Annotated in this window: 20 protein-coding genes; 9 read left to right on the forward strand and 11 right to left on the reverse strand. The window is 53.8% G+C overall.

The features are described from left to right. Nucleotides 1-76: 76 nt before the first annotated feature. The 5 genes from AB1L42_RS13425 to csrA form a co-directional block, all read right to left on the reverse strand. Entirely contained in the window at nt 77-1198 is a 1122-nt protein-coding gene (locus tag AB1L42_RS13425) for a type IV pilus twitching motility protein PilT (RefSeq protein ID WP_367056204.1), read from the reverse strand. A gap of 357 nt (nt 1199-1555) precedes the next feature. Beyond that, on the reverse strand, nt 1556-3256 hold the full coding sequence (locus tag AB1L42_RS13430; protein ID WP_367056207.1) for a GspE/PulE family protein: 1701 nt from the start codon (nt 3254-3256) through the stop codon (nt 1556-1558). Nucleotides 3257-3554: 298 nt separating this feature from the next. Beyond that, nucleotides 3555-4253, reverse strand: coding sequence for a hypothetical protein (locus AB1L42_RS13435; RefSeq protein ID WP_367056210.1), 699 nt, complete (start codon nt 4251-4253; stop codon nt 3555-3557). A 10-nt stretch (nt 4254-4263) separates the two neighbouring features. Next, nucleotides 4264-5406: an MraY family glycosyltransferase gene (locus AB1L42_RS13440; RefSeq protein ID WP_367056213.1), complete on the reverse strand. Its 1143-nt coding sequence runs from the start codon at nt 5404-5406 to the stop codon at nt 4264-4266. A gap of 102 nt (nt 5407-5508) precedes the next feature. Continuing rightward, the gene (gene csrA, locus AB1L42_RS13445; protein WP_146508873.1) at nt 5509-5715 is read right to left on the reverse strand and encodes a carbon storage regulator CsrA; all 207 of its coding nucleotides are present in this window, start codon (nt 5713-5715) and stop codon (nt 5509-5511) included. Between the two features lie 608 nt (nt 5716-6323). Between csrA and AB1L42_RS13450 the strand changes: the two genes are divergently transcribed. Continuing rightward, the gene (locus AB1L42_RS13450; RefSeq protein WP_367056217.1) at nt 6324-10064 is read left to right on the forward strand and encodes a PVC-type heme-binding CxxCH protein; all 3741 of its coding nucleotides are present in this window, start codon (nt 6324-6326) and stop codon (nt 10062-10064) included. Nucleotides 10065-10133: 69 nt separating this feature from the next. Here the strand turns inward: AB1L42_RS13450 and AB1L42_RS13455 are convergent, their stop codons facing one another. Both AB1L42_RS13455 and AB1L42_RS13460 read right to left on the reverse strand, forming a co-directional pair. Beyond that, nucleotides 10134-11966, reverse strand: coding sequence for an SLC13 family permease (locus tag AB1L42_RS13455; protein WP_367056220.1), 1833 nt, complete (start codon nt 11964-11966; stop codon nt 10134-10136). An 84-nt stretch (nt 11967-12050) separates the two neighbouring features. Next, nucleotides 12051-12269 (reverse strand): hypothetical protein, encoded by a 219-nt coding sequence (locus AB1L42_RS13460; protein ID WP_367056223.1) that lies wholly within the window; start codon nt 12267-12269, stop codon nt 12051-12053. Between the two features lie 114 nt (nt 12270-12383). Between AB1L42_RS13460 and AB1L42_RS13465 the strand changes: the two genes are divergently transcribed. The 6 genes from AB1L42_RS13465 (at nt 12384) to AB1L42_RS13490 (ending at nt 19010) form a co-directional block, all read left to right on the forward strand. Continuing rightward, entirely contained in the window at nt 12384-13379 is a 996-nt protein-coding gene (locus AB1L42_RS13465; RefSeq protein WP_367056226.1) for an acryloyl-CoA reductase, read from the forward strand. A gap of 77 nt (nt 13380-13456) precedes the next feature. After that, nucleotides 13457-14476, forward strand: a complete 1020-nt coding sequence (locus tag AB1L42_RS13470; protein ID WP_367056229.1) for an SMP-30/gluconolactonase/LRE family protein — start codon at nt 13457-13459, stop codon at nt 14474-14476. After that, nucleotides 14473-15186: a 7-cyano-7-deazaguanine synthase QueC gene (gene queC, locus AB1L42_RS13475; RefSeq protein WP_367056656.1), complete on the forward strand. Its 714-nt coding sequence runs from the start codon at nt 14473-14475 to the stop codon at nt 15184-15186. The genes AB1L42_RS13470 and queC overlap by 4 nt, the downstream gene beginning before the upstream one ends. 123 nt (nt 15187-15309) lie before the next feature. Continuing rightward, nucleotides 15310-15711, forward strand: a complete 402-nt coding sequence (locus tag AB1L42_RS13480; protein WP_367056232.1) for a DUF5658 family protein — start codon at nt 15310-15312, stop codon at nt 15709-15711. Nucleotides 15712-15870: 159 nt separating this feature from the next. After that, a complete protein-coding gene (locus AB1L42_RS13485; protein ID WP_367056235.1) occupies nt 15871-17436 on the forward strand; it encodes a TrkH family potassium uptake protein in 1566 nt (521 codons plus the stop codon). Nucleotides 17437-17615: 179 nt separating this feature from the next. Next, nucleotides 17616-19010 (forward strand): DUF1598 domain-containing protein, encoded by a 1395-nt coding sequence (locus tag AB1L42_RS13490; protein WP_367056238.1) that lies wholly within the window; start codon nt 17616-17618, stop codon nt 19008-19010. 18 nt (nt 19011-19028) lie between these two features. Here the strand turns inward: AB1L42_RS13490 and crcB are convergent, their stop codons facing one another. From crcB to AB1L42_RS13510, 4 genes are all read right to left on the reverse strand, one after another. Next, nucleotides 19029-19412 (reverse strand): fluoride efflux transporter CrcB, encoded by a 384-nt coding sequence (crcB, locus tag AB1L42_RS13495; protein ID WP_367056241.1) that lies wholly within the window; start codon nt 19410-19412, stop codon nt 19029-19031. 138 nt (nt 19413-19550) lie between these two features. Further along, nucleotides 19551-20588 (reverse strand): 3-deoxy-7-phosphoheptulonate synthase, encoded by a 1038-nt coding sequence (gene aroF / locus AB1L42_RS13500; RefSeq protein ID WP_367056244.1) that lies wholly within the window; start codon nt 20586-20588, stop codon nt 19551-19553. Between the two features lie 199 nt (nt 20589-20787). After that, on the reverse strand, nt 20788-22287 hold the full coding sequence (locus tag AB1L42_RS13505; RefSeq protein ID WP_367056248.1) for a sulfatase-like hydrolase/transferase: 1500 nt from the start codon (nt 22285-22287) through the stop codon (nt 20788-20790). 148 nt (nt 22288-22435) lie between these two features. Then, nucleotides 22436-23416 (reverse strand): L-threonylcarbamoyladenylate synthase, encoded by a 981-nt coding sequence (locus AB1L42_RS13510; protein ID WP_367056251.1) that lies wholly within the window; start codon nt 23414-23416, stop codon nt 22436-22438. A 238-nt stretch (nt 23417-23654) separates the two neighbouring features. Here AB1L42_RS13510 and AB1L42_RS13515 point away from each other — a divergent pair, with 238 nt between their 5' ends. After that, complete coding sequence (locus AB1L42_RS13515) at nt 23655-24722, forward strand: HD domain-containing phosphohydrolase (protein WP_367056254.1); 1068 nt, start codon at nt 23655-23657, stop codon at nt 24720-24722. Continuing rightward, nucleotides 24719-25684, forward strand: coding sequence for an HD domain-containing phosphohydrolase (locus AB1L42_RS13520; RefSeq protein WP_367056257.1), 966 nt, complete (start codon nt 24719-24721; stop codon nt 25682-25684). Before AB1L42_RS13515 ends, AB1L42_RS13520 begins: the two co-directional genes overlap by 4 nt. The last annotated feature ends 37 nt before the right edge of the window (nt 25685-25721 follow it).

Here is a 25721-nt window from a genome sequence, read left to right on the forward strand (position 1 = left end):
GCGAAGACAGCTTTGCAACGCCGACTAAGGAACGATCGAAGCGAGCATGGCCTACCGACCAGCCGCAAGTGGGGCATTAATCATCTTCCCACTCGTCTTCATCATCTTCCTCTTCTTCGTCGTCAATTTCCCCATGCTTGGCGTTTGAGATTCGAGCTCGAAGTTCTCCCGGGTTGTTGGATCGAACAACCACATCCCGCTCTTCGCACAGACCTTTTGCCCAGAGGTCATACAAGGCATCATCGAGCAGCTGCATCCCGTACTTGCGGCCCGTCTGAATCGAAGAGTTGATACGGAATGTTTTGGCTTCGCGAATAAGGTTCGCGATCGCAGGTGTCACCACCAACATCTCGTAAGCAGCGACCAGCCCCTTCGGAATTCGAGGCAGAAGTGCCTGACTCAAGATCCCGATGATCGCAGCGGACAACTGCGTTCGAATCTGTTCCTGCTGGCTGGTTGGGAACACGTCGATGATACGGTCCACAGTTCCCTGAGCACCGGTGGTGTGCAGCGTACCGAACACCACGTGCCCCGTTTCCGCCGCGGTGATCGCCGACGAAATCGTTTCAAGGTCTCGCATTTCCCCCACCAGAATCACGTCGGGGTCCATACGCAACGCACGCCGAAGTGCTTCCGGGAAGTTCGGAACATCAACCCCGACTTCCCGCTGGTTGATCGTCGACTTCTTGTGGTCGTGGTAATACTCAATCGGATCTTCAAGCGTGATGATGTGGTGTTGCTCGTGATCATTGATCCAGTTGATCATACTCGCCAGCGAAGTCGTCTTCCCACTTCCCGTCGGACCTGTCACGAGGAATAAACCTCGAGGTCGTGAGATCAACTCAGAAATGATTGGCGGCAATCCGAGTTGCTCGAACGTGAGGAACTCATTCGGAATTCGCCGCAAGACTAGTGCGACATGTCCACGCTGTTTGAACACAGCAACACGGAATCGTGCTTTGTCACCGAAAGCAAAACCAAAGTCCGTCCCCCCCACTTCCTGGAGTTCCTGCTGGTTCCGCTCGGGGGTAATACTTTTCATCAGAGCCACGGTATCTTCGGGCTCAAGTGATTTCGTATCCAAACGTTGCATTCGCCCGGAAAGGCGAACAACTGGAGGCTGTCCTGTCGTGAGGTGCAAATCGCTCACGCGCTCTCGGACAACTGTCTCCAACAGTTTGTCGATCTGAATTGTCACCGAATATTGACCTTCGTGATGTGAACTGGATCGCCGAGGGCATGATGCCAACAGCGAAGGAATTATCGATATCAAGAATGGAGAATGCGAATTTGACCGCCAGAATTCAGCTCAGGGCCGATCTGAACAATGCTGTTGCGTCGCCAAATTCCCAGAAGCGACAGAACAGTTCCGCTCAGCACGAAAACGAACCAGCTTTCATCTCGACGACGACTTACATCACCCTCCGCTCGTTTCGAACAACGTCAAATTGACTCCAAATCAATCTCAAAAACTCACAGCGACGACACCCACTGGGATCATTGACGCCGCATGGCGACAACAAAGAGGCGATTTCGTCGCAATTTCGACACAGACCTAGTGACCTCCTGTACGCAGCTTGTACGCTTCGCTGAGAGTCGACAGCCCTTCGAGCGCCTTGTCAATTGCGTCCATGTCCAGCGATTTCATTCCGAACAGTCTGGCCTGTCGACGAATGTTCTGAGCAGGCTCACTGCGGAATGCCATATCCCGAATCGTTGAATTCATCATCATCAATTCGAACACAGCTTTTCGACCTCGAAACCCGGTGTGCTGGCAATTGGCACAGCCTGTTCCGTGTCGGAAGTTGGCAGAATCCAGCTGTTCCTGAGAGAGTTCGAAGAAGTCGAGTTCTTCCTGATCGGGCTGATATGACGTTCCGCACTTGGAGCAGACAACGCGAATCAGACGCTGGGCCATGACGGCCATCAGGCTGGAAGCGACAAGAAATGGCTGAACACCCATATCGATCAGTCGTGTAATAGAACCGGGCGCATCGTTCGTGTGAAGAGTACTAAATACCAAGTGTCCAGTCAAAGAAGCTTGAATTGCCATTTCTCCGGTCTCGGTATCGCGGATTTCCCCGACGAGGATCACATTCGGTGCCTGACGAAGCATCGCGCGAATGATACGTGCGAAATCGAGCCCGATGTTGTGTCTCACTTCGACCTGATTAATCCCCGGGAGGTAATACTCCACCGGGTCTTCGGCTGTGATGATCTTTCGGTCGGGTCGGTTGAGCTCTCCCAGAGCACTGTAGAGCGTGGTCGTCTTTCCACTTCCCGTCGGACCTGTCACCAGAAAGATTCCGTTCGGGCGACGGATGATGTTCTGGAACCGCCGATAGTTTTCTTCGCTGAAGCCCAGATTTCGAATCCCGACCTTAATATTGTCACGGTCCAGAATTCGGAGAACGATCGCCTGCCCGTGGTTCGTCGGGAGGACGCTCACCCGTAGATCGATCTCTTTTCCGCCGACTCGCGTTTTGATTCGACCGTCCTGAGGTCGACGTTTTTCCGCGATGTCCATGCGTGCCATGACTTTAAAGCGTGAAGTCAGAGCAGCGAGCAGACGTCGTGGCGGGCTGTCGCGTTCAACGAGAACTCCGTCGATTCGATACCGAATGCGAATGCGGTCTTCGAACGGTTCGACGTGAATGTCGCTCGCCCGCATATTCGCTGCTTCTGTGATAATCAGATTCACCAGACGCACGATCGGCGACGATTCCTCGTCAGACGCATCGGCCTCAGCGGACGACAAATCGGTTTCGGTGAAGTCGATGGCCGTTTCGGTGAACTCCATCAGCATTGAGTCCACGGACTCAGTTTCTGAGCCGCCGTAGTGACGATTGATCGACTCGTTAATGGACTCTTTCGAGGCCATGGTCAATTCGACATCTTTGTTGAGAATGAACCTCAGCTTCTCCATAACCTCGAAGTTCATCGGGTCGACAACGGCCACGACGAGTCGCTCACCCATGAATTCGACGGGAATGCAGGTGTTTTCGCGAGCGACGGACTCAGGCACCAATTCGATGATGGCGCCGGGAATTTCGAGGTTGTCGAGGTCTGTGAAGTTGAATCCGAAGGCATTCGCCTTGGCTTCCGCGATTCGGGACTCGTCGACATAGCCGAGTTTGACAAGAGCATCTTCCGGCATGATTCCGCCGGCTTGAGCGACGTTGATCGCTTCGGAAAGCTGGTCCGCGCTGATCGTGTCGTCGTCCACAAACTGTTGGAGCCAATCATTCCCTGCCATGTCCGTGCCTTACCATGAATTTCGAAACGAAGGTTGGATGTGACCGCGAATCCAATGCGCGTTTTCTGAACAGAACGCGCTGAGATTGACAGAAGTTTAGGGTGTCAAAACCACTTACGAAAGGGTTGGAGAATCTTCATATGATTTGAACAGTCAGCTTTGTGGAAGATCCGACTCGTATCGCTCTCGTCGATTCGGCGGGATGCGCCTATCTTCATGCTTGAAGCACTCCCCGTCAGGCCCACTAAGCCACTGCTTTTCGGACTGCAAACCGTTTCTGAGAAGACTCGAACAGCTATTAGGAGAGATTCCCGAGGACGTCGCGATTCGGAAACATTTCCTGCGGGAGAAGTGCGTCTACATTCTCTCTAACGACGCTCCGTCCGAATTCGAGGACGGGAAGAACCGCAGCCGGCAGCGGCTCGAGTTTCACACGTTTCATGACTTGATTGAGTCGAAAGTGAAGCCGTTCGTCTTTCGCATAGTCATCGAGAAATCGCTCGTTGAGAAAGAGTCCCAGGAATCGGGCCAGATCCGGCACTTCCCGTGTCGCGACATTCGAAACGACCGTCTGCACGTACGCGTGATCGACGCGATGAAAGCTCTGGTAAAACTCTTCCAATCGAGAGCGATCGAGCTGAATCAAGACATCGTCAAGAAGCAGTTCCATGACGAGATGTCCCAGAAATCCGCATCTCCAGGAATCTCCGTCCGGCAAGACGCTTCGAAATCCTTCCCCCAGTTGGGCAGTCACCGAGTAAAAGCCTTCAGTCCCGTGAAACCAGCGGTCATCGAGCAGATGTTGTCGAATCCCGTTCAGAAGTTCCTGCTCTGAATCACCTTCGACAGATTGGTCGACGTCTTCAATGCGGCGATCGACTGCTTTGAGACGAAGACGAGCCCGACGATCGACGACCGCCAGCATGTCTGGAATGCAGGTTCCAACGACGTAAAGATCCGAGCCGAGGAACGGAACAGCATGGGTAAAATAGTTCACTTCGGTCTTGTCAGTTGGTTTCAGAAGGAGCGGGCGGGTTCGACTTCTCCTGATTGTTCGCTCTTCCCGCCGCCATTTCCAGAATAGAAACAATGACAAGCGTACACAGCACCAAAGCAATCACCAGCATCGCCCCACTCCAGCCATCAACGTGATACAGCAACAATGCCCCTAACCCGGTTGTCAGCGTTGCGAAATGCACGGTGAGAACCGCATTCGTCCGACTCAGCCCAATCCCGGTCAATCGGTGAGAAAAATGGCTCTTGTCCGGTTGAAACGGACTTCGCCCCTGACTGAGACGAATCAGCATGACGGAAGTGAAGTCGTACAGCGGGATCGCGAGGATGCACAACGGAGCCAGAATCACATGGGTTTGTGAGACACCACTGTCGTAGAACGTCCCGAGCAGCGTCAGGCTGGCCAGCATCATTCCGAGGAATGTGCTCCCCGCATCGCCCATAAAAATGCTCGCTGGCGGCCAGTTGAACACCAGGAATCCCGCGAGTGAACCACTCAAGACAAGCAGTGCTCCACCGACAAGCCAGCGCGGTTCACTTGTTCCGTTCAGCATCACAGAAGCGAACATCAGCGATGCAATCAGCCCGATTCCCGCACTCAAGCCGTCCATGTTGTCCAAGAAATTGAGCGAGTTAATCAGAACGACAATCCACACCACACTCACCAGCATCCCGAACCAGGGAACGGAGACGAAAATCGTGGCGGAAGTTCCAGTGAGCACCAGCATCCCCGCAACCAGAAACTGCACGACGAGGCGAACCTTCCAGGAGAGGCCGAACTGATCGTCGTACAGACCCATCAAGGCCAGCACAGTTCCTCCCGCCATGAGCGTCCAGAACTGCGGTGCCCGGTACTGAATTCCCTCAAAATGCGTTCGTAGAAGTTCCGGAACCCAGTCGCTGGGAACCAAGCCTTGAATCGCGGCAGCTGCGAAAACCTGGGCAGCGAGAATGGGAATCAGAAACCCAAAGTAGATCGCGATTCCACCTCCCAGAGGAGTTGGCGTGACATGCACCTTCCGAGCAGCGGGCTGATCAACGAGACCCCACGTTTCAGCATAGCGCTTCACGATTCGGGTTACGACAAACGAAATCAAAAATGCCGGGGCGATACATCCGACAATGAACCAGATCATGACAAGACTTCTCTGCCCGTCTCAGTGAGGGAAATGGGAAAAGGCGTTGCCGCGTGAGGGGACACGGCAACGCCTCTATCGTGAACGGAAAACCGACGACCGTCAGGCTGTCGACTTTGCCGATGTCGCTTGACTGTTCGGGTTCTTCTCACGTTGAATGGCTTCATAAACTTCCTGTCGATGCACAGGGATCTCGGTGGGGGCCTGAATTCCAAGGCGGACTTTGTCCCCACGAATGTCCACAATCGTGACGACGACATCATCGCCGATCATAATGCTTTCATCTCGGTGGCGTGAAAGAACGAGCATCTTCCTGACTCCTCGCTGGGACCTTTCCGGACTGAGTGCCAGTGTCCGTAAGGTAAAAGGATGGTGAGTGTGAATACCTGTCACCGCCATGTGTTGACCTGCATGGCAGCGAATGGTGTTGGGTGATACAGAAATGATCGACCAACGAGAAAGCAGGGGAAATCGAAAGGACAGCGAAAGTCGCGAGCCTGGCAAAGACAAGAAGGGATTGCCGAATGTAGCGATTGTGCCGGTTCCGTTTCTTTCCAACATCCTCACTGTATCGATTGTGAGTCTTCGGAGACCAAAAACTGCTCCTTCCGACAGTGCAGAATCTGTTCGCCTCCGACCAACTTCACCGAGCCTCAGCTGCTCAAGGTTTGACCGGTGGGTCATCCCCGATCCGTTGAAAACGGACGGCGTTTGATTCATCATTTCTGATCAATCACTGACGGGATTCTCGCGGAAGCGGGAAGAAATTGCCTGCCGATGTGCAACAGCCAACCCGCCAGTCATCGACCGTCCGAGAACGCCCGCACAATTGAGCGCATTCGATCACGCGGACTCCCTGTCCCCTACCCCCTGAACTGGGTCGATTGACTCATCCATCGCCCCACAAGGATCACCACATGCCCACCTTGAAAGTCTTCATTCTTCTGCTGACGACGATGTGTCTGCTCCCTGCAGAAATAGATGCTGCCACGCCCGAGAACTTTGAGTTTCGGGACAACGAACGAATCGCTTTCATGGGCGGTTCACTGGCCGAGCGAATGAATTTGTTCGGTCACTTCGAGACCATGCTTCACACGCGTTTTCCTGAAAAACAACTGGTCATTCGCAACTTCGGTTGGCCTGCCGATGAAGTTGGTCTTCAGCAGCGACCCGATAACTACACGAAAATTGACACGCCGATTGAGGTCTTTGAACCGGAGCTGTTTTTCTGCTTCTTTGGCTTCAACGAACACTTCTCTGGAGACTCACCGGAAGCCATCGCTGCATTCCAGGACCAGTATCGGAATTGGATCGAACAAACCAAACAGACGCACTCGAAGCCGGACCGCCCTGCCCGCTTCGTCCTAGTCAGCCCGATGGCCTTCGAAGCAACCGACAATCCGCTACTTCCAGATGGCAATGAGAACAACCGTGTTCTGAAACTCTATAGCGACGCAGTTCGGGAACTCGCTGCGGAGATCGACGCTCCCTTCCTCGATCTGTTGACTCCTACCGTCGAGGAATTCGGGCAGGAACCCGGGGCACAATTTACAATCAACGGGATTCATCACAACGATGAAGGAGACCAACTCCTCGCAACGACTCTCGATCAGCAACTCTTTCCGGAAGCTGATCCCGTCAACATCGGTTCGGCCGGATACGAGCAGCTTCGAAAAGTCGTCAACGACAAGTCATGGCTGCACCTGCAAGACTATCGCATGCTTAATGGCTGGTATGTGTACGGGGGCCGAAGAACCTGGGACACCGAAACGTTTCCGGGAGAGTACGCGAAGATTCGCAACATGGTCGCAGTTCGGGATCAATACATCTGGGATTTGATCGCGGGCAAGAACGTCGCTCCCCAACCTGATGACTCCAAAACCGGCGAGGTCTTCATTCCGGAAACGATGTTCGGAACTCGAGACGACGGGTTTCGAAAAATGCGGGAGCCCAAGACTCTCGAATACCCCTCCCCTGAAGAATCCATTTCTCAGATGAGTGTTCCGGAAGGTTTTGAAGTCGAACTCTTTGCATCCGAACGAGAGTTTCCAGAACTGGCAAACCCAAACCAGATGGCCTTTGACAGCAAGGGACGTTTGTGGGTTTCCTGCATGGTCAATTATCCGCAGTGGCTTCCCGGCTCAGCACGCCCGGGTGACAAACTTCTGATTCTGGAAGATACAGACAACGATGGCCGGGCTGATGTCTGCAAGACCTTCTACGATCAATTGATTTGCCCGACCGGGTTTGAGTTTTACGAAGATGGAGTTCTCGTCGTCGACGAGCCTCGCATTCTCTTTCTTCGAGATACCGACGGGGATGATGTCGCCGATGAAGCGACTCAAGTTCTCGACGGCATCGCGACCGACGATACTCATCATGCCATGGGTGCCTGGGAATGGTCTCACGGGGGACTGCTCTATATGCAGGAGGGGGTGTCGATGTCGACAACTCTGGAAACTCCTTGGGGACCGTTTCGCAATAAAGGCCCGTCCGGTTCTTACGTCCTCGACCCTCAAAGCTGGCGGTTCCGCCACTTCCGAACCCCTGGTTATGGCAACCCATGGTGCATGGTCTTTGATCGCTGGGGAATGGGTATCATCGGCGATGGAACCAACGCTCAACAACACTGGACCAGTCCTCTCTCGGGCTATCCCGTCTCGTCACGTCGAACGCTTCAACCCGTTTTCAACAACGAAGGAATGCGACCAGCTGTGGGGAACGAGTTTCTGTTCAGTCGTCATTTTCCGGATGATGTGCAGGGGCAGTTTATCTACGCCTGCGTGATCAACATGCACGGAATGCCTCGCTTTACGCTTCACGATCAAGCGGGGACAGCTGGCTATGACGGACAACGCGTCGAAGACTTGCTCGATTCGACCGACAACTTTTTCCGCCCAGTTGATCCTCAGATCGGCCCGGATGGAGCACTCTGGTTTGGAGACTGGTGCAACGCCCTGATCGGGCACATGCAATACTCCCAGCGTGACCCGAATCGAGATCACGAACATGGCCGGATCTATCGGCTTATTCATACCGACACTCCGTTGATCGAACCAGTTCTGCAAAGTGATGCGAGCATCCCGGAACTGCTGGACCAGTTGAAAGCCTACGAGCTCCGCACTCGCTATCGTGCTCGCCGCGAACTACGGGCGCGCGATCAACAGGAAGTCCTCAACGCGCTGAATGACTGGTTGAAAGACGATCGAACAGAAGAGGAGCTCTGCGAAGCACTCTGGATTCAGGAAAGCTTTCGACAACTCGACCCAGCACTGGTCGATCGACTGATGAAAGCGGACGACTTCCACGCTCGCTCGGCGGTTGTGCATGCAGTGGCGAACGAAATCGCTCGCTACGACAACGCATTCGCGATCTTCGAAACAGCTGTTCGTGACCCTCATCCCCGCGTGCGACTGGAAGGCGTTCGAGCACTCAGCTTCGTTCAAACCCCAGAAGCCCTCGCCGTTTCACTGCAAGTCGTTGATCAGCCGCTTGATTACTGGATCGAATACACCTTGGAACACACGCTGCAAGCACTCGCTCCGTTTGCGGACTCGCTTCAAGGTGAGCAATCTCCACTGGCCAAATCGAGTGATGCTGCCAGAAAGTACTTTGAAGACTTCCTTCTCGCAGCGACTCCAGGCGGCAAAGCGATTCGTCCACTCGCAATAGCTCAGGACTCAGAAGCTTCCCGGCGAGACCAGCAACGTGCGATTCAGTCGCTGGCATCCATTGGTGGCGGAAAGGCCAATGAAGGAAGAGTCGTCTTCGAACGGGTCTGCTCCGCTTGCCATCAAATTGGCGATCTCGGCAAACAGTTCGGACCGCGACTGGACGGAATCGGCGCTCGCTACTCTCACGAAGAGCTGATCACTCACATTCTTCATCCAAACGAAAAGATTGCCAAAGGTTACGAGACGGTCCAGGTTGCTACCGTCGAGGGAAAAGTTCTCAACGGATTCATCCTCGCGGAAACCGATGACAGCCTCACCCTTGGAGTTGCAACAGACGATGGCAAAGGGAAGCAGGAAGTCATCGCCAAAGACGACATCGATGCGCGTCGTGACATGAAAGCGAGTTCGATGCCCGAAGGTCTCGTCAGAACGATCGCCCCCGGTGAATTCCTCGACTTGATCGAGTTTCTGTCAGATCAAACCGGTTTCGTAATCCGCGAAGATGGCTGGATCGAAACCGGACTCTCCGATGTCGGTGATCTCAGACGACACGGTGATTTCGAAGAGATCTCGCGGGATGCACTCCTGCAGCTTGGCGAAGGTTTCCCCGATCATTGGTCACAATATGCCCACCTGGTGCTGAGTGCCGTCGATTCGAACAACCGCGAATTCGCATTTCATTCGCCAAACAACGAGACGAAGGACCCCGCGATTGGAATTCGACTCGCAGCACCTTCTGAAATTCGTCACATCGAAATCCAGAATCGACGCAATCCCCAATTCTACGAGCGGGCACGCGATCTGGCTGTCTGGATTTCCGACGATGGAGAGAACTGGAAGCAAGTTTGGGAGTCATCAGCTCCAGCTGAAAACTACGTCGTCGATCTGCCTGCAGGAACGACCGGCCAATACGTCAAAATTGGATTAGACGGGAAGGGGATTCTCCACTTGAATCAAGTGGTCGTCTACGGAAAACGGCAGTAGTCACAAAGCCGTTTTCCGATCAGCACAACAGACGGACCTCCTCAATCAATCATTGAGGAGGTCTTTCTTTTATGCCGTTGGAAGCAGTGGAAGGAATTGCGAGAGCAGGATCGTCGTTCCGAAACTCACCAGACTGAGAACGGCTAGCATCGGAGTCCAGGAGCGAAGGCTTTCCGATTCGGTCAGGCGGCCCATTTTCGTGAAGATCCAGAATCCGGAATCATTCATCCAGCTTCCCATCAGCGAACCAGCTCCAATGGCCGTCGCCAGGTAAACGGGATGAAAACCAAGTTCGACGCCGCTGATCATCGACGCCAACATTCCAGAACCGATGATCATCGCAGTCGTGCTCGAACCTTGAGCCACCTTCAGCAGTGCAGCCAATGAATAACCAAGAATCAGGAACGCCATCCCGGTCGACGAGGAAGAGACTTCGCCACTGGTGAACATGTCTCGAATCGCATCTCCGATGCCAGCCACCTTAAGCATCGCTCCAAATGCTCCCCCGGCAGCGGTGATTAGAATGATGGTTCCGCCGCTCATCAGTGCCAGCTCAACCGTTTCTGACATCGCTTTCAGCGTTGGCTTCTTCTGACGGAAAACAATCCACATCGCAATGATGGTCGAAAGCAGCAAAGCCAGGTTCGCATTTCCGAACAGCTTGGAAACGTTCGCTGCCTGTCGCAGAGGAGTATTCCAATCGTGGGCACGAATCAGTTTCGGGAACGTCACTTCCAGCAGCAGTCGATTGAATCGCTCTCGCTCATGGACTTTCATTGCGTCGAGATCAGATTGCGAAAGAGCACTGACCAGCGACTCACGTTCCAACTCGAGAGCACGCTCCTTGGAGATCTTGTCTGCATTGAGTTGTTCGTCGATTTTCCAACTCTTGTCGATCACTTCATCGAAGGCATGATTGTCGTAAAGCAGCGGGCTTTTCTGAACGAGCACGTCATTGAATGCGGTGACGACGCTTTGCTTCTGTTCCTCATCGAGGTTTGGTTCCTCGAAGATCTCTCTAACGTCTTCCGGCAAGACGCTCGCAATCCTTTGAGCAGCCGGAGCGGCATCCGGTCCGACCAGTGCGGACTGAAACGCTGACCAGTCGGTGATATCCGCTACTTGCAAGCGGGGAGTATGTTCCGCGTTTGCCAAGGTATCGAGTGCGGTATTCGCCGAGATCAGAGCGACCGGCAGGATGACTGGCAACAACGACAACCACAGCGGCGGAGTCGTTTTCGGAACTTCAGGCACATCATCTTCGGTTCCGACGACACGGTCATCACGAAACGGAATCTCGATCATTTTGTTGAGCCAGGCAGAGATCGCCAACCCCGCAATCGCAGCGGGCAAAGCCACCATCGCCCCGACGAGAATCATCGTTCCAATGTCGATTCCCAAGGTCGTCGCCATCACGAGCGGCCCCGGAGTCGGCGGCACGAGGGTGTGTGTAATCGCTCCTCCGGCAGCAATCGCGAGAATATAGAGCAGATAATTCTTGTTGGTTCTGCGAAACAGCGAACGTGCCAGCGGGACCAGCAAGTAAAAAACCGTATCGAAGAAGACGGGAACGGAAAGCACGAATCCGCTTCCCATCAACGCCCATGACGCTCGTTTCTCGCCTAGCCAGCCGAGAAACGCCTGTACAATTCGATCGGCAGCCCCGGAGACCATCATACACTCACCAATGATGGCGGCCAGCCCAATCACAATCGCAATATTCCCAGCTGCGCTTCCGAACGAATCAGCAACGCGAGAGATCTTGTCTTCGACCGCTCCCGGAGAAAGCAGACTCACGACAATCGCTGAAACGATCAACGCGAGAAACGCATTGACTTTCAGGATCAGAATGAGACCCAGGATTGTGACAATACCAATGGCGAGAATGATCAGGGGATCCAAGAAGAACTCCTCATGAGTGATGCTTGAGCATCTGTCGTTTGAGTTTGCATCGATAATTGCGAGCAAACACGGCCAATGCCCGAGTCAACGTGTCAGCGAGTCGACACCCCCGAACGACTTGCTCGGGCGTAACAGACTCGCATCGATTCTGTTCGATGTTTCCTGCACAGTTGAGTCGATCAATTGACGGACGTCAAACCCAACGACCCCGCCTAAGATTTCGAAACCTGCGAAATTGAGGATTACACCAGTGAATCCCAATGTCTGGGCCAGTTGCTGGCTCTGATTCAGCCACGATGCCATTCAACCTCTCAAGCGAGACCGTTCTCCCTCGTCGCGGTCGGTGAAAAATCCTCGCTTCGTGACTATCATGGGTCTAGCCACGCTCAGCGAAAATTCTGATCCATTGGAGACAACATGGAGGAGCGAACGACGAGTTGTTATCTCGTCAATCGAACAGACGAATCCGTTCAGGCAGCTGTCACTTCTACAAAGATCGGCCCTCTCCAATCGGGAGACGTGCTGCTGGAAGTGAGTCTGTCGTCGCTCAACTACAAAGATGCGATGGCAGCAACCGGGCATCCGGGCATTGTGAAAAACTTCCCCCACGTTCCGGGCATCGATTCGGTCGGGACCGTTGTCGAGAGTCAAGACGATCGATTCAAAGCCGGTGATGTTGTCATTGCCACCGGTCACGAGCTTGGTGTCGAGCGCTGGGGGGGATGGTCGGAGAACTTGATTTGTCCTGGGGACTGGCTTGTCCCACTTCCGGACGGAATGACGCCAGAAGAAAGCATGATTCTGGGGACTGCGGGATTCACAGCTGCTCAGTGCGTGAGCGCGATCCTCGATCACAAAATCCTGCCGGAGCAGGGCCCCGTCGTGGTCACCGGAGCAACTGGGGGAGTCGGAAGCCTCTCCGTCGCATTGCTGGCAAAACTCGGATTCCATGTGCATGCAGTCACAGGCAAAACTGAAAAGCACGACTGGTTGAAGTCGCTGGGGGCAAAGGAAATCTCCGGTCGCGAGCTTTTGAGTGCGGAAAAACGACCTCTGCTGAAAGGGGAATTCGCAGCGGGTGTGGATACGGTCGGCGGAGACACACTCGCGACGCTCATCAAGAAAACTCATCATCGCGGATGTGTCGCATGCTGCGGAGTCACAGGCGGCGCGGAACTCCCGTTGACGGTCTATCCATTCATCCTCCGAGGGGTCACGCTGGCCGGAATTGATTCCGCATGGTGTCCTGATGATCAGCGAGCGGAGATCTGGAAGAAACTCGCCAGCGACTGGAAGTTGGATGATCTTGATCAACTCAAAGTCCCGCTGACATTCGATGACCTTCCGAACGCTGTCGATGAAATTCTCGCTGGGAAGTTTTCCGGGCGGGGAGTTGTTCAGATTGCGAAGTAACCATCGAAGACTGACTTCACTGAAAACTGATAGACGATTCTCCGAGGAAACCGCCCATGAAATGTGGATATGCGTCAATGATCAGCTTTGGATTCTCTCTGGTGCTGATCGGTGGGAATAGCATTGCTCAGGCAGCTGAGAACGAGTCCTCACAAACGCGATCGGTCTTCGCTCCAGATACTGAACTCGAGCTTCTCTGGAATGACGGTGAATTCACCGAAGGAGTCGCTGTCGGACCGGACGGGCGGATTTATTTTAGTGATATCGCGAGAACAGAACGTCCCGGAAAGATCATGCGGTTCGATCCGAAAACAGGCAAGACGGACGTCTTCTGTTCGGACAGTGGGCAAAGCAACGGGCTGATGTTTGACCGGTCCGGTTCGCTCATCGCCTGCTGCGGAGCCAACGGAGGAAAAATCGCGCTTTGTAGAATTCAAGAAGGCGGGAAAGTTGAACCACTGGTTTCGAAGTTCAACGGGAAGCGATTGAATTCCCCGAACGACCTCGTCATTCATCCAGACGGGTCCATTTTCTTCAGCGATCCGCGTTATATCGGTCCGGAGAAGATCGAACTCGACCTCATGAACGTCTTCCGATTTGATCCGAAGACAAAACAACTGACACGATTAAAAACGGGGATCACAAAACCAAACGGAGTCGTTCTCTCTCCCGACGGGAAAACCCTCTACGTTGCCGAAACAGACAATGGATCGACGGGCCAGTCTGATAACCAAGAGCCTGAATCGCCGAAGCGAATGACGTTGAATGCGTTTGATTTATTGCCGGATGGATCAGTGAAGAATCGGCGTGTCCTTCGCGATTTCGGAGATCAAACCGGCATCGATGGCATGACCGTCGACGCAAACGGGAATGTGATTGCAGCAGTCCGTAGCGAGGACCGATTCGGAATTGCGGTCTTCTCGCCGACTGGAGAAGAACTGGAATTTCTTCCGACACCTGAACTCCCCACGAATTGCTGTTTCGGTATCAACGACGACGGAAAATCGCTCTATCTCACCGTCGGAACTGGACTCTACAGGGTCTCCACCGGCACCACCGGTTTCCATCCTGCCACGACTACGATCGACCAAGACTGATGAACTCAAACACTCAACAGCCACGACCTGCAGTGGTCTTGCTCAGCGGCGGACTCGATTCAGCCACAGCTCTCGCCATCGCGAAGAACGAAGGCTTTACCTGTCACGCACTTTCATTCGATTACGGTCAGCGTCACCGTTTCGAACTCGAAGCAGCTCATCGCGTCGGTGAACGTCTGGGCGTCGCCGAACATGTGACGATTCCCATCGACCTCAGAAAGTTCGGCGGATCATCGCTGACAGCCGACATCGATGTTCCCAAGGATCGCGATGAAGAAAGCATGTCGGCAGGGATTCCGTCTACATATGTGCCAGCTCGTAACACAGTGTTTCTCTCGCTGGCACTCGCATGGTCCGAAGTCTTGAAGTCGTTCGACATCTTCATCGGCGTCAATGCCGTGGATTACAGCGGATATCCCGACTGTCGGCCGGAGTTCATCGAACAGTTTCAGAAGACGGCCAATCTCGCCACCAAAGCAGGTGTCGACGGGGAGGGGACGTTTCAGATTCACAGCCCGCTGATTCACCTCACAAAGTCTCAAATCATCAAACGTGGTATCGAACTCGGTGTCGACTATTCACTGACCCACAGCTGCTACGATCCTTCTCCGGAAGGTGTGAGTTGCGGGCATTGTGATTCGTGCCAGTTGCGACAACGTGGATTTCAGGAAGCCGGGCTGACCGATCCGATTCGCTATCAGAGCCAATAGTCCATATTGATGCTTGCCTGAATTCCTGTGCATCGCCTCGGAATCAGCGGCAAGGCATCTTATAATCAGTACGCCCACTCGGGCTGAGAATACAGTCGTCAGATCAATCACAGCAGGACAGCGATGAACCAGGATTCCGAGAACTCTGACGCAGTTTCGGAAGTAGGCGAACACGAAACAGAGCGATCATGGTCAGATTTGCTCGTCGGTCACCTTCCACTCGAAGCTGAAACCGCGATGTTCATTCTGGTGAACGTCCTCGATTTTCTGATGACCTACCTGCTTCTCTCCACAGGTAAGTTTCGAGAGTCGAACCCCGTTGCGGAGTTCTTTCTAAATCATTGGGGGCCAGTGCAGGGGATGCTTTACTTCAAGCTTTCGCTGGTCGTTGTCGTCTGTGTCATCGCTCAGATCATCGCACTGAAGAAGCCAGCCACTGCCCGCTGGCTATTGAATTTCGGAACAGTCGTTGTTGTCGGAGTGGTCGTCTACAGCCTCACGATTTTCCTTCGGGCGGGAGCCTGAGAGTTTCACGTACGTCATGTCTGATTGCGTGGCAGACAGTTCGCTGACGGTGGATTCCGTGAAACGCTCGCAATCTTTCATCTCGACACTTACGCTGCATTCATTTGTGTCGACCAACTGCGTGACAGGTCACACACAACTTTATAACGACGAACTTGTATGAACTGGCCCATTGTTGCACGGATGCTCGGACTGCTCGGATTGCTCGTGGGGGCATCCATGGCCTTCAGTCTGCCGTGGGCATTCCCGGCCATGGGACAAGTGGAAACGTTCGAAGCACGCGGATTCTGGGGTCTCGTCTTCGCAATGCTTTGCAGCCTCGCAATCAGCGGGGCTTTGTACGCCTGGGGACATCAAAGCAAGTCTTCAATCCTCAGGAAGGAAGCATTCGCCACCGTCGGCATGGGTTGGATTCTCGCTGGAGTCCTGGGTGCGCTCCCCTTTCTATTCTCGGGAAGCGAGCGATCTCCCGGCGTTAAAATGACTCCTATCGACGCGTTCTTTGAGTCGGTTTCCGGATTTACGACGACGGGTGCCTCGCTTCTCACCGAACTTGAAGATCCCGAAGTCATTCCCCGCTGCATCATGTTCTGGCGATGCTTCACTCACTGGCTGGGCGGCATGGGAATTATCGTCCTCTTCGTCGCAATTCTCGGCCAGTTGGGGGCAGGGGGGAAGGCGATGCTGAAACGCGAAGTCCCCGGCCCGATCACCGAATCTGTCCGTCCGCGGGTTCAGGAATCTGCCATTGTGATGTGGACGATATACGTCGTCTTCAGCGGAATCGAAACTGTCTTGCTGATGTCGTGCGGAGTTTCTCTATACGAATCGCTGTGCCATACGTTCGGGACCATGGCAACCGGAGGATTCAGCACTCACAACTCCAGCGTAGGCTTCTACAATGGAGGGCCGGTTGAGTTCATTATCATCATCTTCATGTTGCTCGCGGGAGTGAACTTCTCGCTTTACTACCTGGTCTTTCGCCGACACCACAAAGACAGCTGGACGAAGCGGCTGAAGCATTTGACGAGCGACGCCGAGCTGCGTGCGTACCTGATGATCATTCTGGTGGTCACCATCCTGCTCACAATCAGCCTGATGGTGAACGGTTACTACAGAAATCTGTTCGTGGCTTTGCAGCACAGCTTGTTCGCCACGGTCTCGATCATCACGACAACAGGATTCGGCACGGAAGACTTTTCCAACTGGAGCGAATTCGCGAAGGGTCTGCTGTTCCTGCTGATGTTCGTGGGAGGTTGTGCTGGCTCGACGGCAGGGGGAATCAAGGTCATTCGCTGGGTTCTGCTCGGCAAGATATTCATCCTCGAGATCGAAAAATCATTTCGACCGAATGTGGTTCGCCCCCTTCGACTCGGAGGGATCGTCGTCGAAGAACGCATTCGCCACGACGTCGTCGTTTACTTTTGTATGGTGATGGTCATTTTCCTGGGAAGCTGGCTTTTGCTGATTACCATCGAACCTGACGATCTCTGGAAAACGCACGGTGAACACGGAATTGCAGAGAAACTTCTCGACTGCGGAACGGCTGTCGCAGCCACGTTGAATAACGTCGGCCCCGGCCTGGGAGTCATTGGACCGACGGAAAACTTCTCGAATTTTTCGCAGCAGGGGAAGTGGCTTCTGACCATGTTGATGTTGCTGGGCAGGCTCGAACTGTTCGCCATTCTGGTGTTGCTGACGCCCCGCTTCTGGCGGCAACAGTAGTCTGCCCAGACGATTGAGACTCTCCGCTTTAACAGTTCGGAATTCTCGTTGATCCAGCTGTTGCGAAAGAGAATCCGTTCGCGTTTCTGATAGGGAGCCGGGTATGATCAACCAATCGTCGACGAACGGTCCGCATCCCCCCTTGGGGAGATGAGTTCGCAAAAAGGAATCAACGATCCATGCGTCACTCTCTCAAGTTTCTGCTTTGCTGTGCAATTCTCGTGATCATCAGCCCTTTTAACCTTCCGGCCCAACAACAGCCGGGCGGCGGGAACGGAAATGGAAATGGCAACGGGAACAACGGAAATCAGAACGTCGGCGGAATTCTGATCGACGCTGACGGAATCGTCAGCACGTCTCCAACGCGAAGAATCTCAAGGTCTGAACTCAAGGACCTTCAATCCGCTTTCGCTGAGCAACTTGGAGATCCCACTTTAATCGAACAGAACGAAGCGAGAGTTCTTTCGTTGAAGCAACTCGATGAGGCACTACGCTCCAGCCTTGCGAGCGAATCGGAAGTTCCGCCTGCCATCGCCTATCTCGCTGGTCTTCAGCGCATCGACTACGTCGTCATCGATCCAGAACAACAAGACATTCGAATCGTCGGCCCGGCAGAAGGTTTCGGACCGGGGCCGGACGGACAGATTCTGGGCAACACCACCGGACGTCCTCCGATGAAGTTGGACGATTTTGTCGTGGCGCTTCGCTCAACGGTTTCTGGACAAAATGAAATCGGCGTTTCGATTGATCCGACGAATGAGAACCTGTCAAAGCTTCAGAACTTCGTGCGTGCCAACTCGAGTGTGACCTCCACTGCTTCTGCCCAGCGTCGCATTCGAACGATGGCCACGATTCTGGGGAACCAGCAAGTTTCTATCTGGGGTGTTCCCGACGATTCTCACTTTGCGCTCGCACTCGTTGAAGCGGACTTGCGAATGAAACGCATTGCCCTCGGATTGGATCCTTCAGGAGTGCGGGGCATTTCCAGCCATCTCGCACTACTTCGCCCTCAGGGAAACAGCTTGCAGCGATGGTGGTTCATGCCGCTCTACGAACCGATCGGAACGAACGCCGAGAAAACTGTTTTCGCAATCAAAGGTCAACGAGCCCAATTGATGGCACAGGAAGAAATCTCGGATGCGACAGGAGACCGTTCGGCCTCGTCCGTCACGCGGAAGTCTACTGAGCGCTTCGCTCAACAATTCACCGAACACTTCGAAGAACTCGCAGCCCGGCAACCCGCCTTCGCAGAGCTTCAAAGCTTGTACGATCTGGCTCTCGCCGGAGCGTTGATTGATCAGAATTGGGATCGGGGAAACGTGGAAGATGCCTTCCCCACACTGATGCAGGATGATCGACTTCCGCTCGAAGTCTACAGCCCTCCACGTTTCGTTGAATCGAGATCGACGACCAAGAAGGCGGGCGGCGTCCTCCTCGGGCTTGTTGGAGGCGTTACGATCGATGCTGGACGAGTTGCGCGTGATGTACGCGACGAAGGAGTTTCCGCTTTACCAGGAACGCAGTCTCCTGCTCCCGAAGGCAGCTGGTGGTGGAACCCGCAAGAAGGTCGTTGAGAAATCTATTCAAAGAGTTCAGTTCGACGACTCAAACGTCGCAGCGATCGCTTCGCCCGTGACGATTCCCAACCAGACGAGAGCTAGGCCGAGAACAAGATTCGAGAACAGGTTGAGCATTCCCCAGCTCAAGCTCTCTTCCGCTGACAGCTCAAACGTTTGATAAGCGAAGGTCGAAAACGTCGTTAGTGATCCCAGAAATCCCCCGATGAGAAAACACTGCATCGTCGGTCCGGGCCATTTCGTTTTCACAGCCAGTGAAATCAATAGACCAATCAAGAAGCAGCCGACGACGTTAACGACAAGTGTTCCGACAGGAAAACGCCGGACCACCCATTGACTCAGCGCGAATCGCAGCATCGCCCCAAGGCTCCCTCCCAAAGCAACTGCCAACCATTGCATGCTGGTCCTCCAATTTCCGTGGGAATCGGCATCGGTTCAAATCAAAAAACGATGACCAGTCAAGGGAAGTGAAATGAGCACTCACCTTGGCTGGGTCGCTTCGTTTTTTTTCTCCGTGGTCATGCGAGAGAAACCTGCTCAGACAACTTGCGGAGTTGGTGCAACTTCTTTCTTGAAGAACGATGCCAGAGACCGAATCTGCTCTGCAAGTTCATTGAACTGTCCCGGCAAGAGTGCCTGTGGACCGTCGCTCATTGCTTTCTCAGGACAGCTGTGAACTTCGATATGAATTCCATCCGCCCCAGCTGCAACGGCCGCCAGTGCCATGCTTGGAATCAAGTCCGGACGACCGGTTGCGTGGCTCGGGTCGACAACGATCGGCAAATGCGAGCATCCCTTTGAATTGGGGACCATCGAGAGATCGAGCAGATTTCGTGTCGAGGAATCAAAGCTTCGAATCCCGCGTTCGCAGAGGATGACTCTTTTGTTGCCATGAGCCAGAACGTATTCGGCTGACATGAGTAGATCCTGAACGGTCGCACTCATTCCACGTTTCAACAGCACAGGTTTGTCGGTGCTGCCAATCTCTTTCAGAAGATTGAAGTTCTGCATGTTGCGGGCACCGAGCTGCAGAATGTCGGCATACTCGACAACCAACTCGACCTGCCGCGGATCCATGACCTCGGTCACGACTGGCATTTGCAGCTCGTCACCCACAGTCCGCAGAATTTTCAACCCGTCTTCTCCCAGACCCTGAAAGCTGTATGGGCTGGTACGTGGCTTGAATGCTCCGCCTCTCAGAACGTTGGCTCCGGAATCTTTTACTGCTCGACCGATCTCGAACAGGATATCTTCACCTTCAATTGCACAGGGACCAGCGATGAGAATCATCGACTTCCCGCCGACTTTGACCCCGTGACCGAGTTCAAAGACCGAATCTTCCTGATGAAATTCGCGGCTTGCGAGCTTGTACGGCTTCAACACCGACAACACATTTTCGACACCGGGGATTGCCTGCAGAGGAGCATTTCGCAGTTCTTCCTCTTCACCAATCACACCCAACACGGTCCGTTGAACACCTCGGCTCAACTCGTACCGAAAGCCCATTTCTTCGACTTTTTCGCAGATATGCTGTAGCTGCTCGTCGGTATAGTCGGGCTTGAGAACAATGATCACGACAGACCTTTCACACATCCTGAACAAATGATTCCGCTCCTGGTGGTTGCGGAATAGACAACGGATTCGCTCGCACGGAGCGAAGTCGAGAATCACGGATTGTAGCTCTTGGAACGCGGGACAGCGACCTTATCTTTGCGACATCCTCGCCTCACAAGAAAATCTTCCAAGATTTTTCGCAACAGCATTGACTGATCCATCAGCCAGGAAATGGGGGTGGCCAGTGTGTCCCTCGCTGCAGGAACAATCCTCGGTCCGTCGGAGGAGGAGGCTGATCATTGGAGAGACCAACCCACTCACCTCTTGCGTCCAGCCACTCCGAATCGTTGCCGTAGAATTGCTCTCGAAGCCGCTTCTTCAAATCGGCGAGCATATCAGCGTGACTTGCGGATCGTGACAAGTCGACGGTCTCGTTGGGATCAGCGTCGAGGTCAAAGAGTTGGAAGACGTTTCCGGCAGCGTAATAGATGAGCTTGAACTGATCGCGACGAATCATTCGCGTAGCTGTTACTCCCTCGTTGCACTCCCCGTAGAGAACATTGCGTTCTTGTGATGACCTCATCGAAAGTCCATCACACGAATCGGGAACGTCAATACCACACATCTCCAGCAGCGTCGGCATCACATCTTGAAGCCCGACAAGCCGCGAGTCCACGCTCTCGCAGGCGCCATCGGTTCGCGAAACCGGTGAAACAAGAAGCATGGGAACATTCGCGGAGCCCTCGTAGAACAATCGCTTTCCCCAAAGACCGTGCTGACCAAACATGTCTCCGTGATCGGCAGTGAAGAGGATAATCGTGTCGTCGAGCAGGCCTTCTTCCCGTAGCGTCCCCAGGACAAACCGAATCTGATGGTCAATGTGCGTACAGAGCGCGAAGACAGCCCGCATGGCTGCGTTGTACTCCGCTGCTGTCCTGATCCGCCACTTGTCGTGGACAGTTCTTAATAGCCACGGAACCGATGAGTCTCGATGAATTGTACCAGGAGTGCCTTCGCCGCTTTGGAAATTCCAATCAGCTGGAGCCCACTCCCCATACTCAGGCATCGACGGATTCACCTGTTGGTAAATGTCCCAATAGTGTTGAAGCGGAACGAGTGGCGGATGGGGATGAGTGAACGAGAGATACCAGAATCCGGGCCGGGTCGGATCTCGCCGGCGAATCATCCGTGACATCGAACGGGCTGTCCAATTCGTGACGTGGCAACGTTCAGGAAGATGCCACGTTCTCGTGAAGTACTGATTGTTACTCATCCCGTGTTCGAACTGCTGGCCGACGAATCCTTCATCGCCGAGATAGAGATCGTAATCATCGATCACTCCGTCATGTGGCCGGCCTTCCTCCGCCAGCAAGACATCATCGAAGCCAATCCGATTCCGCTGAGGATGAACATGGAGCTTGCCAACGGCGTATGACTGATACCCAGCCTCACGAAACGACTGCGCGAGCGTTGGTGCCGTCGGCATTTCCAAAGTCGTCTGAAAAGTTCGATCCCCGTGAGACCGAGGAGTCATCCCGGTCAGAAGTGTCCGCCGAGCGGGAATGCAGATGGGACACTCGCTGTACGCATTCGTGAATCGTGTTCCCTGTCGGGCCAGCTCGTCCAGAGTCGGCGTCTGAATCGATCGATGTCCGGCAGAACCCAGGAACGTGGCTGGCCAGTGGTCGGTTGTGATCAAAAGAACATTGGGACGATTCACGACATTCTTTCTAGAACAAGTTGCTCTTTCCTGTGCACTCACTTGTGCTGTTTCATCAAATCAAAGGCGGTGTCTGCTCGTGCGAGATAGTGCAATCCAAAACTGAAGAAACGTTAACAGAGCCACTCCAATTGACAGGAGCGAAAACTCATGAGTCGACGAGAGGCGTCGCCGCCCGACGAAGCCGATCGTTTAATGCTTTCCCCAATCCTTGATCGGGAAATGCAGCACAAACAATCCGATCGCACTGCTCGGAAGCTTCCAGTCTTCGAAGTGCCGAGAAGAACGTAGCAGCAGCTTCGACCAGATTCCCCGAACTCGACAACACTTCCAACACAGCATATTCATTTGCATCGGGCAGGGGCTCTAAACTGATCACACCGACCCGTGCTTCATCCCGAAACTCTGAAACACTTTCGACAATTCTCAACGGCTTGTTGGGAGCGTAATGCCGGCTGAGCATTCCCGGGGCGAGTTGGGGAAGATTGTCGTCCTGCAGCATCGACTGTACTGATCGCACAGTTCCCACGACTGATTCCAAATCTTCGACGGTCAAGCCGCCCGGTCTCAGCACGATCGGATGTCCAGCGTCATCAAATCCAACGACGGTCGATTCGACTCCCACTCGGCAGGGGCCAAAGTCGACAACCCCGTCGATGACTCCTCCCAAACCATCGAGAACATGCTGTGCTGTCGTTGGGCTAATGCCTCCAAATGGGTTTGCACTTGGAGCAGCCAATGGAACATCCGCCTGACTAATCAGTTCTCGCGCCTCTGCATGATCAGGTACTCGCAATGCCACTCGCGGAAGTCCCGAAGTGACTAAGTCGGGGATGACGGGCTTCTTGGGAACAACCAGCGTGAGCGGGCCGGGCCAGAACGCATCCATCAATTTCCGAGCGCGTTCAGGGACTTCCGCAGCGTACTTCTCTGCGTCTTCTGCGTTGGCCAGATGCACGATCAGCGGATCAAATGTCGGGCGCTGTTTGGCTTCGAAAATCTTCGCAACAGCGACGGAATCGAGGGCATTCGCTCCGAGCCCATAGACCGTTTCCGTTCCGAAAGAGACGAGTTTGCCTTCGCTCAGAAACTTCGCCGCCTCTTCCAGACTCAAACGCTGCGTCTCCATTTTCAATGCGACTCCGAACTCGCCTCACCGCGGGACGTTTCTGAATTTTCCGATGACTCATGAATTTTTCGTAAAGCGGGGAATCATATCAGGATTGACTTTCGGAGCCATGATCAAGCCGTACAAACGTTGCAATCGATCGCCGAATCTTCCGCAAACTTGCGGAATCTCACCTCAGTCAGCATGACTCGACATAGATTCTGTATGTCCGTGTCGATCGGTTCAAATTGGGCTTGTTATGTTGTCTGTCAAACGACTCGTCATCACCTTAACCGCTGCTCAGGCATTGGGTTTGATGTTCGGAGTCGTCGTGCTCCACAATCTGGAAAACGCCGCTCTCGACTCCCTCTTGCGCTACGGGACCGAACAATCACTGTCTCCTTTGCTCAAGATCTCCACCCTCATTTGGATGGTGGGAGTCTTCTTCGGAATCAACTGGCTGGTGGTCAACCGTATTCTGATTCCTGTTGATGACCAGCTTCAACAGAAGAACGAAGAAACGCTTCTCGCGATGAACGAACTGGTTCGCACGCGCGATGCCATTATTTTCGGGCTGGCCAAACTCGCCGAGTCTCGCGATCCCGACACGGGACAACACCTTGAACGAATCAGCCTGTACTCCGTTCGGCTCGCAACGGCGCTTCGAAAGAACCCCAAATTCCAGTCGACGGTGAACGGCGAATTCATCCGCATGATCGGGATCAGTTCAGTCCTGCATGACATCGGAAAGGTTGGTGTTCCCGATTCTCTACTGTTCAAACAGGGACCGCTGACGACTGAGGAACGCGTGCAGATTCAGATTCACGCCAAGATTGGCAGCGAGTGTATTCACCAGATCGAACGGCGGCTTGGCAACTCCGACTTCCTCGCGATGGCGAGGGACATCGCCCTCAATCACCATGAGTGGTGGAATGGTCGAGGCTACCCGAACCGAATTCAGAAAACAGACATCCCGTTGGCAGCGAGGATTGTGGCAGTTGCGGATGTTTACGATGCGCTCGCATCGCGACGAATCTACAAACGTGCTTATTCACACGAAGAGTGCGTTCGCATGATCTGCAACAACTCAGGGAAACAATTCGACCCCGAAGTGGTTCAAGCGTTCTTGACGATCACAACTCAGTTCCAGGACATCGCCGACCGGTTTGCCGATCGCAGCCGTCCGGATCAACTCTCTTCGGCTGAGGCAGAGTTTCTTTCTCAGGTCGTTGAATCGGCAACGCAAGCATCTCAATCGATTACCGACGATGAAAATTTGAAGACAAATGGCGAACAAACTACTTCGACAATAAGGGCGAGCAAATGATTTCCGGGCACCGTAGCAACGAGCGATTTCTTGAAATATTTCTGGTGATGACTGTGCTCGGGCTGGGAGCGATCCTGTTCTCAATTGAGCAGTCACAGGTCGTTGTCCTCAACTTATTCTTCCTGCCGGTAGTGCTGGCGGGATTCTTCTTGGGACGGTATCGAGCCGGAGTTCTTTCATTGTTGTCAGTCGTCGTTGCGACGCTGGTCATCACTCTCGATCTCTACCGATTCTCGTTTGACTATTCTCCGCTCACAATCGGCTTGAGCGTCCTCGTCTGGGGAGCTGTTCTCGGCCTGACTGCGATCATGGTTGGAACACTGAACGAAGATCGGAACGCACGAGCTTTCGAACTGCACGAAGCACACGTCGGTGTCGTCGAAGTCCTCTCTCGGTATTTACAGAGCGCCAATCCTGATCTTCACAGTCGTTCTGAACGAGTCGATCGGCTGGCTGAGCAGGTTGCGATTCGAATGCGATTGTCTCCTCGTGAAGTCGACGACGTTCGCGTCGCGGCACTCTTGATGAATCTCTCAAATATCGAAATCACTTCACGCGTCATCAAACAGGCAGTGGGTGGACTCGAGGATCTCGGAGAAGCGAGCGAAAGCACCTTCCATGGAACGGAACTCGTGAAGTCCCTTGGCTCAGCTCTCAACGGCGCCTTCCCGCTCGTGTTGCTGCAGACCAGCAATTGGGAAAAGGCAGATTCTGGCAACGTTCCGATCGGAGCCAGAATTCTGCGGATCACCAGAAGATTCGTCGAGTTGACTCAGCAGAATTTGAGTTCGGTCACGCTGACTCCAGAAGAAGCGATCGAAGAAATTCGACAGGATTGCCAGTCGAGTCACGATGTGGCCGTCGTTAACACGCTCGAAGAAATCACGACGACCGTCTCGCTCGATTCGAGCCTCTATGAGATGGTCGTGTTTCAACCAGCTGAGCCTTCCTCAGCTGTGTAGGCCATCTGCCGAACTCTCTGCATTACACGCAGAAACC

Origin of the sequence: Thalassoglobus sp. JC818 (genome assembly GCF_040717535.1) — a bacterium.
In the GTDB taxonomy this organism is placed as follows: Bacteria; Planctomycetota; Planctomycetia; order Planctomycetales; family Planctomycetaceae; genus Thalassoglobus.